General features: G+C 66.0%; 13 protein-coding genes. 12 read left to right on the forward strand and 1 reads right to left on the reverse strand.

Annotated elements, in window-relative coordinates; translation table 11 throughout:
- The first annotated feature begins 132 nt into the window (after positions 1 to 132).
- Positions 133 to 1,347 (forward strand): alanine dehydrogenase, encoded by a 1,215-nt coding sequence (locus AAGI91_16620; GenBank protein MEM1044233.1) that lies wholly within the window; start codon positions 133 to 135, stop codon positions 1,345 to 1,347.
- On the opposite strand, the gene AAGI91_16625 is transcribed toward AAGI91_16620, so the two are convergent.
- The gene (locus AAGI91_16625; GenBank protein MEM1044234.1) at positions 1,344 to 1,871 is read right to left on the reverse strand and encodes a peroxiredoxin-like family protein; all 528 of its coding nucleotides are present in this window, start codon (positions 1,869 to 1,871) and stop codon (positions 1,344 to 1,346) included. The two genes, AAGI91_16620 and AAGI91_16625, sit on opposite strands and share 4 nt — an antisense overlap.
- 79 nt (positions 1,872 to 1,950) lie before the next feature.
- Between AAGI91_16625 and AAGI91_16630 the strand changes: the two genes are divergently transcribed.
- From AAGI91_16630 to AAGI91_16680, 11 genes are all read left to right on the forward strand, one after another.
- Entirely contained in the window at positions 1,951 to 2,925 is a 975-nt protein-coding gene (locus AAGI91_16630) for an ABC transporter substrate-binding protein (GenBank protein MEM1044235.1), read from the forward strand.
- Between the two features lie 9 nt (positions 2,926 to 2,934).
- Positions 2,935 to 4,044, forward strand: a complete 1,110-nt coding sequence (alr, locus tag AAGI91_16635) for an alanine racemase (protein ID MEM1044236.1) — start codon at positions 2,935 to 2,937, stop codon at positions 4,042 to 4,044.
- Positions 4,045 to 4,101: 57 nt separating this feature from the next.
- Positions 4,102 to 4,515 carry a hypothetical protein gene (locus tag AAGI91_16640; GenBank protein MEM1044237.1) on the forward strand — a complete coding sequence of 138 codons (414 nt, stop codon included), beginning with the start codon at positions 4,102 to 4,104 and terminating at the stop codon, positions 4,513 to 4,515.
- Positions 4,516 to 4,563: 48 nt separating this feature from the next.
- On the forward strand, positions 4,564 to 6,975 hold the full coding sequence (locus AAGI91_16645) for a prolyl oligopeptidase family serine peptidase (GenBank protein MEM1044238.1): 2,412 nt from the start codon (positions 4,564 to 4,566) through the stop codon (positions 6,973 to 6,975).
- An 84-nt stretch (positions 6,976 to 7,059) separates the two neighbouring features.
- Positions 7,060 to 8,088, forward strand: coding sequence for a YihY/virulence factor BrkB family protein (locus AAGI91_16650; GenBank protein MEM1044239.1), 1,029 nt, complete (start codon positions 7,060 to 7,062; stop codon positions 8,086 to 8,088).
- A 162-nt stretch (positions 8,089 to 8,250) separates the two neighbouring features.
- Complete coding sequence (locus AAGI91_16655) at positions 8,251 to 8,700, forward strand: hypothetical protein (GenBank protein MEM1044240.1); 450 nt, start codon at positions 8,251 to 8,253, stop codon at positions 8,698 to 8,700.
- Between the two features lie 138 nt (positions 8,701 to 8,838).
- Complete coding sequence (locus tag AAGI91_16660; GenBank protein ID MEM1044241.1) at positions 8,839 to 10,023, forward strand: GTP-binding protein; 1,185 nt, start codon at positions 8,839 to 8,841, stop codon at positions 10,021 to 10,023.
- Between the two features lie 18 nt (positions 10,024 to 10,041).
- A complete protein-coding gene (locus AAGI91_16665) occupies positions 10,042 to 10,917 on the forward strand; it encodes an NTP transferase domain-containing protein (GenBank protein ID MEM1044242.1) in 876 nt (291 codons plus the stop codon).
- Between the two features lie 7 nt (positions 10,918 to 10,924).
- Positions 10,925 to 11,926 carry a hypothetical protein gene (locus AAGI91_16670; protein MEM1044243.1) on the forward strand — a complete coding sequence of 334 codons (1,002 nt, stop codon included), beginning with the start codon at positions 10,925 to 10,927 and terminating at the stop codon, positions 11,924 to 11,926.
- Between the two features lie 113 nt (positions 11,927 to 12,039).
- Positions 12,040 to 12,837: a carbohydrate kinase family protein gene (locus AAGI91_16675; GenBank protein MEM1044244.1), complete on the forward strand. Its 798-nt coding sequence runs from the start codon at positions 12,040 to 12,042 to the stop codon at positions 12,835 to 12,837.
- 91 nt (positions 12,838 to 12,928) lie between these two features.
- Positions 12,929 to 13,087: helix-turn-helix domain-containing protein (locus AAGI91_16680; GenBank protein ID MEM1044245.1), on the forward strand; the 159-nt coding region annotated here is incomplete at its 3' end.

Here is a 13,087-nt window from a genome sequence, read left to right on the forward strand (position 1 = left end):
CGGAAGAGTTCAGGATGCACCGCCGAGTCAATCCTCCCCGCTTCCGCTCTTCCCCGCTTCCGCTTGTCCCCGCTTCCGCTCCCAGACCCAGCCTTCGTACTTTCTCCCCACTGCACCGACGCCAGGAGGCCTATGGAGATACCCTCTGTTCAAGGGTTCGGATCTGAACTGATGCCGCTGGAGCGACCCGCGACGGTCGCCGAGCGCAAGCGCACGCTCCGGATCGGCGTCCCGAGGGAGGCCTCGGGCGAGGAGCGGCGCGTGGCCCTCGCCCCCTACGGGGCCGGCATCCTCGCGGCGGCCGGCCACAAGGTCACCGTCGAGCGCGGCGCGGGGGCTACGGCCCACTTCACCGACGCCGAGTACGCCGACGCCGGGGCCGAACTCGTCGACGAGGCGGGCGAGGTCTACAGCCAGTCCGAACTCGTCGTCAAGGTCTTCCCGCCGGACGCCGACGAGCTCGCGCTCGTCCAGGAGAAGCAGGTGCTCATCTCGGCGCTCCACCTCGGCAACATGACGCCGGACTTCCTGCGCCGCCTGATGGAGCTGCGCGTGACCGGGATCGGGTTCGAGTTCATCACGGAGGCCGACGGCACGCTCCCGATTGTGCGGATGATGCACGAAATCTCCGGCTCGATGGCGATCCAGGTGGCCGCTCGCCTGCTGGAGAGCTCCGAGGGCGGGCGCGGCGTGATGCTCGGCGGCATCTCCGGCGTGCCCCCGGCGACGGTCGTCATCCTCGGCGCGGGCGTCGTCGGCGAGTGGGCGGCGCGGACGGCGCTCGGCTACGGGGCCCATGTGATCGTGCTCGACACCGACCTCGCCGCGCTCCGCTCCCTCGAACACTACCTCGACCGGCGCATCACGACGGCGATGGCGAACGCGCAGTACGTCCGCCAGGCCGTGCAGCGGGCCGACGTCGTGATCGGCGCGATGATGTCCGGCGGCCAGCGCTCGCCGGTCCTCGTCACGCGCGAGGCCGTCGCCTCGATGCACCCCGGCTCGGTGATCGTCGACCTCGTCACCGACCAGGGCGGCTGCATCGAGACGAGCCACCCGACGACGCACTCGGAGCCGACCTACGTCGACGAGGAGGTCGTCCACTACTGCGTCCCGAACATGCCCTCGAACGCGGCGCGCACGGCGACCTACGCCCTCACGAACGTGCTCACGCCCTACCTCCTCGACATCGGCGAGGCGACCTCGATCAACGAGGCGCTGTGGCAGAACACGAGCCTCCGCAGCGGGACCTACGTCTACCGGGGCCACCTGACGAAAAAGAGCCTCGCGCTCATCTTCGGGATGCCCCACCGCGACATCGACCTCCTGATCGCCTCCGGCATTTAGGCGTCTACCTCGACCTCGCCGCGCGCGAGGTAGTCCTCGCCGATGATGAAGTCGAGCGACTTGAGAAACGTTGGGAGGTGCGGCCGGCCGAACGGGGCCGAGCTGATGGCGGCGTAGTAGAGCGTGCCGTCCGGGCGGACGAGGAAGAGGCCAGGCTCGGCGAAGAGGTCGGGTTCGCCGTCCTTGATGGCGCGGCTGAAGTAGAGGCCCCACGCCCGCGCCGTCGCCGCCTCCAGCCCGTAGCCGAGCGGAAGGCTCTCGATGCTCCAGTCCATGCGCGCCTTGCGGGCGCGCGCCTCGGCGTCCATGCTCACCGCCACCACCTCGACCCCGCGCTCGGCGTAGCCGCCTTGGAGGTCAGTCAGGGTCTCGAGGTAGCGCTTGCAGATCGGGCAGTGGAGGCCGCGGTAGACCACGACGAGCGTGAAGTGCCTGGGCGAGCGGCCGGCCAGCGACCAGGCGCCGCCATCGAGGAGGGGGAAGGAGAGGTCGGGTGCCGGGTGGCGAGGAAGGGGAGCGGACATCGAATCTTGGCGTAGAGAGAGGGGTACACGGGGTAGCCCCGAGCCTGTCCGAAGCTGCCTCTCCACGCACCCCGCCGCCATGCGCATTGTTTCCCTCCTCCCCGCCGCCACCGACTGGCTCGTCGCCTTCGGCGCGGCCGGCTCCGTCGTCGGGCGCTCCCACGAGTGCGACGCCCCGGAGGTCGCCGGCGCGCCCGTCGTCTCCCGCCCGACGGTCCCGACCGAGGGCGACTCGGCCGCCATCGACGCCGTCGTGCAGGGCACGCTCTCGGAGGGGCTGAGCTTATACGACGTCGACCTCGGCGCCCTCCGCGCTCTTGCGCCCGACCTCGTCGTGACGCAGGCGCAGTGCGCCGTCTGCGCGGTCGACCTCCCGACGCTCGAACGGACTCTCGCCGACTGGACCGACGGGCAGCCCGCGCTCTTCTCGATGGAGCCGATGACCTACAAGCAGGTCCTGGACGCTGCGCTCCGGCTTGGCCGCGCGGCCGGCCGGCTGCCTGGGGCGATGCCGGCGGTCGCCGAGGGCGAGGTGCGGCTGAAGCGGTTGCAGGACCGGCTTGGCCTCAGCCGGCGCGACGACCCGGAGGACTACCCGGCCGTGGCCTGCGTCGAGTGGATCGAGCCGCTGATGACGGCGGGGCACTGGACGCCGGACCTCGTGCGCCTCGCTGGCGGCCGCGCTGTCTGCGCCGAGGCAGGGGCCCCGTCGCAATACGTCGATTGGCACGCCCTCGTCGAAGCCGACCCCGACGTGATCGCCGTCACGGCCTGCGGGCTGACCGTCGACCAAGCCCTCGCCGACCTCCATTACCTCACCGAGCGGCCGGCCTGGACATCGCTCCGCGCCGTCCGTGACGGCCGCGTGTTCGCCTTTGACGGCAACGCCTACTTCAACCGGCCCGGGCCCGGCCTCGTCCGCTCGGTCGAACTCCTGGCCGCCGCCCTCCACGGCGACCGCGCCGGCATCGAGGCCGAGGCGTGGGAGATGGCGAGCGCCAGCGGGCAGCGAACGGCAGGCAGCGAGCAGAAAGCGGGCATGCTCCCGTCGTAGCTTCTCGCTATGGCCTTCGACCCCGACGCCCCGCTCACCGTCGCCGAGATCAGCCTCGACGCGCTTCGGGCCAACCTCCGCTCGATGCGGGCGCTCGCGGGCGAAGCCGAGGTCGTCGGGATCGTCAAAGCAAACGCGTACGGGCACGGCGTCGACCTCGTCGCGCCGGTGCTGCGGGAGGAGGGCGTCGGGTTCTTCGCCGTGGCGACAGTCGCGGAGGGCATCGAGCTTCGCAGCCTCGGCGTCACCGAGCGGATCCTCGTCTTCGCCGCGCCGCTGCCCGAGCAGCTTCCGGCCTACGCCGCGCACGGCCTGGAGGCGACGGTCTCGTCGGTCCAGGTTGCCGAGGCTGCCGCCGCGCTCGGCGAGGCGCTCCGAGTTCACGTCAAGGTCGATACCGGGATGGGGCGGATCGGCCTCGCGCCGGGCGAGGTCGCCGAGGCGATGCGCCTGCTCCGCGCCGCGCCGGCCGTCGAGGTGGCCGGCCTGTGGACCCACTTCGCAACGGCCGACGAGCCGGACGCGGCCTTCGCCCGCACCCAACTCGGCCGGTTCGAGGCGGTGCTGGCCGAGGTCGGGGAGCCGCTGCCGCCGCTCCACCTTGCCAACACGGGGGCCCTCCTCCAGCTTCCCGAGGCCATGCAGCGCCGCGCCTTCGTCCGCGCCGGGGGCTACCTCTACGGGCTGCCGTCGTCCGACTTCGTCGCCGAGCGCGCCGACGTTCGGCCGGTGATGCGGCTCGTCACCCGCGTCGTCCACGTCAAGACCGTCGCGCCGGGCGACACCGTCTCCTACGGCCGGACGTGGACCGCCGACGCCCCGACGCGCATCGCCACGCTCGCCGTCGGCTACGGCGACGGCTACCCGCGCGGGCTCTCGAACCGGGGCGAAATCGGGATCGGTGGGCAGCACTACCCGGTCGCCGGGCGCGTCTGCATGGACATGACGATGCTCGACCTCGGGCGGCCCGGCGGCGGAGCATCCGTTGCCGCCGGCGACGAGGCCGTCCTCTTCGGGCCGGGCGGCCCGTCCGTGACCGAGGTAGCGGCGGCGATAGGCGAGATGGCCTACATCCTCCCGACCGGCCTCACCGCCCGCGTCCCCCGCATGCCGGTGTGAGCCTTCTGCTCGAACGCGCAGTCGCCGGGTAAGGGGCGCGGAGAACCCGCGCATCGGATGTGCTATTTTCCGCTCGCTGCCCACTGCCCGCTGCCCGCCGTGTACGTCCCCGACTACAACAAGCCCGAGGCCCCCGGCCTCGCGATGAACTTCGACAACTCGGTCTCGCTCTACCACATCGTGGCGGCGGAGGACTCGTTCGGGCGGGCCGCGCAGGACGTCGTCGCCCTGCTCCGCGAGGCGCAGACCCGCTACCCCGGCTGGCCCCGCGTGTTCTACCTCGACATCCTCGGCCACGCCGACGCCGAGGGCCGCCTCGACGAGGACTTCGTCGAGTTCCAGCAGGAATTCTTCTTCTCGGTCGTGGCCCCGTTCCTGACGGCGTTCGAGCTGCCGCTCACGGGCGGCCTCGTCAACCCGGAGCCGCAGCGCAACGACGTGCCGGACCGGCTCCAGATCGGCGATGGATAAGCGGGCTCGCGGCGGCTATCTTCCGGGCTTCACCAGCCCGTCGATCGCATGCTCTACCGTTTCGCCGCCCTCGCGCTCCTCGCCGCTCCCGTCGCCGCGCAGCCGACGCTGACGGTCGAGCAGATCACGCAGGACCCCGAGACGTGGATCGGGGCGTGGCCGTCGGACGTGTTCTGGACCGACGCGGGCGAGCACGTCTACTTCCGCTGGAATCCGCAGGGTCAGTTCCCGGCCGACTCGCTCTACAAGGTCGTGCCCGGCGAGACAGACCCGGTGCGGGTGACGCCGGCCGAGCGCCTCGCCCTCCCGCCGCGCTTCGACGGGTGGCACGCGGACCGGCTCGCCTACGACCCCGACTTCCAGCGCCGCGTCTTCGAGCGCGACGGCGACGTGTGGCTCTACGATCTCGCCTCGGGTGACCTCCGGCGGCTGACCGAGACGCGGGCGCGCGAATCCAGCCCCCGGTTCTCGCCCGACGGCCGGCGCGTCGTCTTCGAGCAGGGCGACGCGCTCTACGCCCTCGACCTCGCCACGGTCGCGGTCCGGCAGCGGACTGATCTGCGCGAAGGCACCGAGCCGGAGGAGGACGCGCCGAGCGAGCAGGACGCCTTTCTCGAACGTCAGCAACGTGGCCTCTTCGACGTGCTCCGCGAGGCAGCGCGGGAGGACTCGCTGCGGGACGCCGCCGAGGAGACCGAAGCGGCAGCGCGCGACCTCCCGCCGACCTACTACGCCGGTGACCGGGACGTGCAGCAACTGACGCTCAGCCCGGACGAGCGCTTCGTCACCTTCGTCCTCCGCGACGGAGCCGAGCCGACCACGACGAGCATGACAGACTACGTCACGCAGTCGGGCTATGCCGAAGAGCTGACGGCCCGCCCGAAGGTCGGGGCACCGGGCGACCGCCACGAACTGGTCGTCCAGGACCTCGCGCGCGACACGAGCTACACGGTCGACCTGACGACGCTGCCGGGGGCGTTCGACCCGACTGACGTGGCTGCCGAGCGCGGGGAGACGGCTGACTCCAGCCGGGTGCTCGTGCCCTTCGGGCCGAGGTGGAGCCCGGACGGGCGCTACGCCGTGCTCGACGTGCGGACGCGCGACAACAAGGACCGCTGGATCGCCCGCCTCGACGCCGAAGCCGGGACGGTCACGAGCCTGGACCGGCAGCGCGACGAGGCCTGGATCGCCGGGCCAGGGATCGCGTGGTGGGTCGGCGAGAGCGCGGGCGGCTGGCTCCCGGACAGCCGCACCTACTGGTTCCAGAGCGAGGCGTCGGGCTACAGCCACCTCTGGACGGTGGATGTGGCGACAGGGCAGACCCGGCAACTGACGGAAGGCGACTTCGAGGTGAGCGACGTGCAGCTTTCGCGCGATGGGCAGTGGTGGTACTTCGCTAGCAGCGAAGGCTCGCCCTACGAGCGGCACTACTACCGGATGCCCCTGGAGGGAGGCGCGCGCGACCGGCTGACGCGGCTCCCCGGCCGTAACGACGCGGAGCTCAGCCCGGCCGAAGACTGGCTCGGCATCCTCCACAGCCGGAGCAACCACCCACCCGAGGTCCTCGTCGAGCCGCCGTTCGTCGGCGAGACCGCAGAGGGCCGGCAGCCGCCGATCCGTCAGGTCACCGACTCGACGACGGACGACTGGAACGCCTACCCGTGGCGCCCAGCCGAGATCGTCACGATCCCGGCGAGCGACGGGGCTGAGGTCCCGGCGCGCATCTACCGGCCCGAGAGTCCGAACGGGGCTGCGGTCTTCTTCGTCCACGGCGCAGGCTACCTCCAGAACGCCCACCGCTGGTGGAGCAGCTACGTCCGCGAGTACCAGTTCCACAACCTCCTCGCCGACCGGGGCTACCTCGTGCTCGACATCGATTTCCGGGGCTCGGCGGGCTATGGGCGCGACTGGCGCACCGCGATCTACCGCCACATGGGCGGGCGCGACCTCCAGGACTACGTCGACGCGAGCCGCTGGGTCGGGAGCGAGTTCGGGATCGAGCCCGAGCGCGTGGCGATCTACGGCGGGTCGTACGGCGGTTTCCTCACGCTGATGGCGCTCTTCACCGAGCCCGAGCACTTCGGCGGCGGCGCGGCGCTCCGGTCCGTCACCGACTGGGCGCACTACAACCACGTCTACACCTCCAACATCCTCAACACGCCCGCCGAAGACTCGCTCGCCTACGCCCGTTCGTCGCCGATCAACTTCGCCAGCGGCCTCGCCGACCCACTCCTGATGACGCACGGCCTCGTCGACACAAACGTGCAGCCGCAGGACATCTTCCGGCTCTCGCAGCGCCTCATCGAACTCGGCAAGACCGGCTGGGAGTTGGCCCTCGCCCCGGTTGAGGGCCACGGCTACGCCGAGCCGTCGAGCTGGACCGACAAGATGCGCCGCATCCTCGACCTGATCGAGCGCACCGTCGGGCCGGGGCGCGGAGGCAGCAAGACCGAGGGGTGAGCCGAGATTTTTCGCCCGGCGGCGGGGCACAATTCCGTCGGGGCGGGGTAAGGCACACCCATTTCTCACATATCCGCTCCTGCCATGATCTCGCTCTCCGCTGCGCTCGACCTCCTCAAGCAGACCGGCCGGGAGGTCGCCGACGACAACTGCACCAGCATGAGCGCGGCGATCGCCTACTACACGCTGCTCTCGCTCCCGCCGCTGCTCGCAACCCTCGTCGGGGTGGCGGGCGCAGTCTTCGGGGCCGAGACCGTGCAGGAGCAAATCACGGGGCAGCTAGGTAGCCTGCTCGGCGAGAGCGGGGGCGACGAGGTGCGGACGATGATCGAGAACGCGAGCACGCTCGGCGGCGGGTCCGTGGGCGGCAAAGTGCTCGCCCTGCTCGCCCTCCTGCTCGGGGCGACGGGGGCGTTCGTGCAGCTTCAGCAGTCGCTTAACCGCGCCTGGGAGGTCCAGCCCGACGACTCCGGGAGCGGTGTCGTGAGCTTCCTCACGAAGCGCGTGCTCTCGTTCGGCATGGTGCTCACGATCGCGTTTCTGCTCATCGTCTCGCTCGCGGCGAGTGCGCTCCTCTCGGGGCTGTTTGGCGTGGTCGAGGAAGCGCTCGGATCGGTAGGGGCTGTCTTCGCCTACGCCGGCCAGCTCGCGGTCAGCCTCGCGCTGTTCGCGTTCCTGTTCGCCGCCATCTTCAAGGTCCTCCCCGACGCGCACATCTCGTGGCGCGACGTGTGGGTCGGGGGGGCGGCGACGGCGCTGCTCTTCGTGCTCGGCAAGTTCCTGATCGGGTTCTACCTCGGGCGCTCGGACCCGGGCGAGGCGTTCGGGGCGGCGGGGTCGGTCGTGGTCATCCTCGTGTGGATCTACTACACCGCGCTGATCCTCTTGGTCGGGGCGGAGTTCACGCAGGTCTGGGCGCGGCGCTTCGGCTCCCGCATCGTGCCCGACGAGGACGCCGTGCGGGTCGTCGAGACCGAGCGGGTGGTGCGCACGTCGGCCTCGCCGCCGGAGGCCGAGGAGCCCGCCGAACGCGAGGAAGCCACTGCACCGGACGCGGCCCACCCCTACGCCGCGCCGCGCGACCCGCAGCCGCGCTCCGGCTGGAACGAGTAGCGAGCCCCGTACGGTTTCGCCGCTGGTACATTAGGCAGACCGCTTCCGCTTTTGGTGCCGGTTCGGTATGCTATGCCGAACGATTCCGCTTTTGCTCCTCGCGCTATGCCGCCCCGTTTGGCCTAAACACTGGTTATACCTCCCTCGCCGACGTTCCGCCATATGAAGGCCATACTCCCCTTCGTCCTCGTGATCGCGGTCAGCGTGAGCGCTCACGCCCAAGGTCATCGCATCGAGACGGAAACGCGGGAGGTCGATTACTACGCCTCCGTCACCGACCTCGCTGCCGGCCCGATCTTGTGGGACGAAGCACCCACCTCCCCCGATGAAGAAGGGCACCGCTTCCGCGCCGCCGTCGTGACATCGGAGATCTACGATGCCGTCTACATCGAGCGTGTGACGTACGGCATGGAGGGGTGCTGCGTTCGAATCGCCTCAGCCCGACGGCTCGACATGACGGGACTCGCGGATGCGTTCGAGCTGAGAGGGGAGGTGTCCGGCGTCTCAGATCTCCACTGGGCAGAGCCGGACGTGCTGGAGTTCTCGTTGGCCGGGCGGCGTTTTCGAGTAGAGGACCTCGGCTCGACGGAGGTGCTCGTGAGGGAGGTATAACCAGCGCTCGCAGGCCGACCCCAAGCCGCCGAGCTTTGCCAGCCGTTCCGCTCCACGTTAGCTTCTGCCAAACTCACCGCTTCAACCTCGCAGCCTTGGGCGCGCGAGGTGCTACCCGTTCTGCCAGCAGCTTGCCGTATGGACCGGATCCCTATCGTTGCCCTCTGCGGTTTTCTTGGCTCGGGGAAAACGACGCTCCTCCGGCGCTGGCGGCGCGGCGACGCCCTGCGCGACGCGGCGGTGATCGTCCACGACCTCAGCGAGTTCGGTCTCGATGCCGAGTTGCTTGCAGGAGAGGAGTCGACGCCCGTGTCGGGTCGCCTCGCTGGTCGGGTGGCGGCGCTGCATGGAAGCCACGCCCGCGAACTGCTTCACGCCTCCGTGGGGACAGCCCTCGACGATATCGCCGCGCTCGATCCCGCTCCGCCGCTCGTCCTGTGCGAGAGCACGGGCGCCGCCCGGCCGTGGCCGCTGGTCAGGGCACTCACCCAGGACCGGCGTTTCTTCCTGAGGCACTTCATCGTCACCGTCGACGCGCTGAACCTCCACCGCGACTTCGCCGACGGCCGCCTCTTCACCGGCGAAGCCTCGGGCCCTCACGATGCCGCGCTCCGCCGCGCCGCCGACGTGCTCGCCGAGCAGATCGCCTTCGCCAGCGTGATCATCCTCACCAAGATCGACACCGTGCCGAGGCCGGTCGTCGACGCGCAGGTCCGAACCCTGCAGACGCTCCAGCCGCGCGCGGCCGTCGGGCTCTCGGCCCACGCCGGGCTGCTCCTGCCTCAGCTTGAGGGGACCCCGGCGCCGAGGCTCTCGGCCCTGAAAGACCGAGCGAAGCGGCTCGGCCTCACCCTGCGCGCTGCCACCGCCGACTACATCGAGTCCCTCGTCCTCCGCGACCCGCGGCCGTTCCACCCGGAGCGCCTGCACGAAGCCTGCCACGGCAAGCTGAGCACGGGGCTCTACCGCACCAAGGGGTTCCTGTGGCTCGCCTCGCGCCCCGCCGACGTCCTGCTCTGGCAGCAGTCCGGCAGCCAGATCGCGCTTGAGATCACGGGCTCCTGGCGCGCGGAGATCGCCCGAAACCGGGACGGCAAGCTACTTCCTGACGAGGTCGAGCACCTGAGGGCGCAGCTCGAAACCCAGCACCCCGTCTTCGGCGACCGCCACGCGGAGCTTACCCTCATCGGCCTCGAGGCGGCCTGCGCGTCCTTCTACGCTGCCCTGGAGGACGCGCTCTGCACCGACGAAGAAATCGCCGCCTGGCAGAGAGGTGAGTCCTTCCCCGATCCCTGGCCGACATCGGTACGGCGCATCGAGTAAGGCGCAGCCGCGCGATGGATGGAACGAGTAGGGAGCCCCGTACGGCTTCGCCGCTGGCACAGTAGGCAGACCGCTTCCGCTTCTGGTGCCGGTTCGGTATGTTATGGCGAACGATTCCGCTTTTGCTCCTCGCGCTATGCCGATCCGTTCGGCTTAATCAGTGGTTATGCCGAACAAGTGAACGTCCCGAAGATGACAGCGTCTCCCACCGGAATTGTATTAGCAGCTGGTCGCGGCTACCGGCTCGCCCCCGTCACTGACAAATGCCCAAAACCGCTCCTCGAGGTTGGCGGCTACCCTTTAATCGAATATCAGATTCGGCACCTCGCTATGATGGGCGTCCGTGACCTTGTTGTTGTAGTCGGCCACTTAGGTGCGCAAATCGAGGATTACGTCAGAGCCCGCTTCGAGGCAGTTTTCAGGCATATCGACGTAGCTACGCAGGAAGTGCTTGGTATGTCAGAGTATGCACTAGCCATTGGAACTGAGCGGGCGAAATCAGACACTATCATTTGTCTTTGTGGTGATGATCTATTGCCAGTCGGAGCTTTATCATCTTTGGTTGAATGTTTTACACAAGACGTCGCCGCCGTATTTGTCGCCTTGCCAGTTGAAAGTGCCAAAGTATCGCGGGTACAACTATCTGCAAGCGGCCAAGTAACGGGGCCAGGATCTATTCTGGATCCTATCATCACCTATAACTTTACATGCCGACGAGATTTCATTATGAAGTGGTGCGCGACTACGCAAGGAGAGCAGCCGCTAGTAGATTTCGTCCTTTCTAACCATGCTCAGTATGGTATGCAATGTTTTGCAATCGATATCGATATCATAACTATTAATAACATGGCCGATCTACAACAGGCCAGGCATTTAGCAGATTCATTTAAATAGGGTACAGATGCTGTATGTCATTCCTATAGAAAGCTACAATCGTCGCTACTCAGGATTGTGGAACCAGTGGTTTCCAATCCGATTAAGAGAGCTGGGGGTCCCTCATGTCTTTGTTTGGCCACCGCCCGAACTCTCTGTTCCGGAGTTGGGAAATGCAGACGTGCTTGATGTCTTCGCAACACATCGTGTCAAGTCCTCACAACTCGACCACTTGGTACGCTTGCTCAGTGAAAGAAAGATCCGCGATGGCGATGTGCTTCTCTTTCATACCCTTTGGTTTTCAGGGCTTGATTCTCTCCTCTACATAAGGAAAGCGGCCGGGATTGACTTTCGTATCACTGGCGTGCTACACGCGGGTGCGTACGACCCATGGGATTTTCGCACCCGATTGCACATGGACGATTGGGCACGGCCGGTTGAGAAAGGTTGGTTTCTGGGGGTGGACCGTATCTTTGTAGCATCGAACTTCCATAAGAAACTCATTATATCATATGTCGGCATTCCATCGGAGAAGATCTTTGTTACAAGGCTTCCTTTTTATTCGGCTGAGGTCGCTGCAGCGACCTCAGCAGTTAAGAAAGAACCTAAGATCGCCTATCCGCATCGATTGGTGCCCGAGAAGACTCCTGAAACAATAGATGTGCTCCTTAGAGAGTTCGGCAAGGAATCCGTTGTGGTGACCCGCCAATTGACCCGGACACGGCAGGAGTATTACGATTTACTCGCGACTTGTGCTGTCACTGTAAGCAACAGTCGCCAAGAAACCTTTGGATACTCGATGCTGGAGGCGGCAGCTCTCGGTTCAACGCCTGTAGTACCCCGTCGGTTGTGCTATCCAGAGATGTATCCTGAGGAGTTCCTTTTCAACGATGAGGATGACATGATAAACAAGGTTGCAAAGTTCATCGAGAAGCCCATGGACCCCCGTCCCCATCTTTTGGATCTGTTTCGAGAATGCGAGAAGTCAATTGATAGAATGGTTGATTTGGCTCTTAATCGATCACAGTAGCACGTATGTGTCGCTCATACCCCATCTTGATTCTAGGGGACTTAGGGATTGAGGAGCACTATCGGTTAGCATCAAGCGGCAGGGACTCACATCCTAACTGGTCTAAGGGAGACGTGGGTGTACTCCTTGAATCAGAGACGACACTGGGCGGATCCGGAATTTTTGCGACGCTGACCGCCAGCCATTTAGGGGTTCCGTTCATCCTTGGGTCTTCAGTAGGGATTGATTCTTCGGGGCAGGTGTTGGTCAAGGCGATGCGTGATCTTTTTCATATCAAGGTGCCCACCGTCGATTCGCGTGAAACACGTAGATTTTTATCCCTTTGGTATGATGACCGGAGAACGAGAGATCTCTGGATCTCGCATGATTTGCCAGACGCCGAAGCGATTAATCTTAATGATTCAGTGAAGCGAGGTATAGCTTTTGGGCAATCGTGTGGAAGAGTTTTGAGCGAAGCGAAAGAACACATCTCTGGTGAATGGTGTCTAGTCCCCAATGGGCGTTTTGAAGACTCGGCACAACTAGTTGAGATGTGCAATAGAGCGGTCTTATTGGTGCTCAATCCTGTCGATGCCTCTGTGCTGACGGGCCAAGAAAGAGCGGCACGTGAACACGGACTTTTACGGGAGATAGCATCAGACACTGGCTGTCATTTGATCCTAACTGCAGGACGGAAGGGAGCTAAATACGTGGGGCCTCTTGAATCTACCTCGTGGATAACTGGTCCAGAGCGCGATCGAGTTCTCGGTGCCGGTGATATCCTAGCCACCTCGCTATTCTGTAGATGGAGTTTAGAGGATCACCTAATAGCATTGACTGCAGCGGTTGCGATTGCGGGGGATTTAGGTGAGAGAGCAGCACCTTTTGGTCGATTCCCTTCCATCGTAGCAGTTTCATCAAGTTACAAATAAAGCCAAGCGTCATTGACGCCTTTCCGATCTGTAAAGATTGCCGACATGGTTGCCTGCCGTAGACTTCGCCCTCTCACGAGGCTACACAACCATGAAAGACTCCCCGCATGTCCTTAAGGCCCGCCTCACCTGGGTCAAGCTCTATCAGGAGACCGGCAACGCCTCCTTCGTCTGCCGCCGCTGCGGCATCTCCCGCCCCACGCTCCGCAAGTGGTGGACCCGCTACCAAGCCGAGGGGGAGGCTGGCCTC

The organism is Bacteroidota bacterium (assembly GCA_038746285.1).
GTDB lineage: Bacteria > Bacteroidota > Rhodothermia > Rhodothermales > JANQRZ01 > JANQRZ01.

Bases quoted from the DNA above. Each gene is read 5' to 3' on its own strand.
- alr (MEM1044236.1), top strand. From the start codon at position 2,935: ATGGCCTTCGACCCCGACGCCCCGCTCACCGTCGCCGAGATCAGCCTC.
- AAGI91_16650 (MEM1044239.1), top strand. From the start codon at position 7,060: ATGATCTCGCTCTCCGCTGCGCTCGACCTCCTCAAGCAGACCGGCCGG.
- AAGI91_16640 (MEM1044237.1), top strand. From the start codon at position 4,102: ATGTGCTATTTTCCGCTCGCTGCCCACTGCCCGCTGCCCGCCGTGTAC.
- AAGI91_16625 (MEM1044234.1), bottom strand. From the start codon at position 1,871: ATGTCCGCTCCCCTTCCTCGCCACCCGGCACCCGACCTCTCCTTCCCC.
- AAGI91_16620 (MEM1044233.1), top strand. From the start codon at position 133: ATGGAGATACCCTCTGTTCAAGGGTTCGGATCTGAACTGATGCCGCTG.
- AAGI91_16660 (MEM1044241.1), top strand. From the start codon at position 8,839: ATGGACCGGATCCCTATCGTTGCCCTCTGCGGTTTTCTTGGCTCGGGG.
- AAGI91_16645 (MEM1044238.1), top strand. From the start codon at position 4,564: ATGCTCTACCGTTTCGCCGCCCTCGCGCTCCTCGCCGCTCCCGTCGCC.
- AAGI91_16655 (MEM1044240.1), top strand. From the start codon at position 8,251: ATGAAGGCCATACTCCCCTTCGTCCTCGTGATCGCGGTCAGCGTGAGC.
- AAGI91_16665 (MEM1044242.1), top strand. From the start codon at position 10,042: ATGGAACGAGTAGGGAGCCCCGTACGGCTTCGCCGCTGGCACAGTAGG.
- AAGI91_16630 (MEM1044235.1), top strand. From the start codon at position 1,951: ATGCGCATTGTTTCCCTCCTCCCCGCCGCCACCGACTGGCTCGTCGCC.
- AAGI91_16670 (MEM1044243.1), top strand. From the start codon at position 10,925: ATGCTGTATGTCATTCCTATAGAAAGCTACAATCGTCGCTACTCAGGA.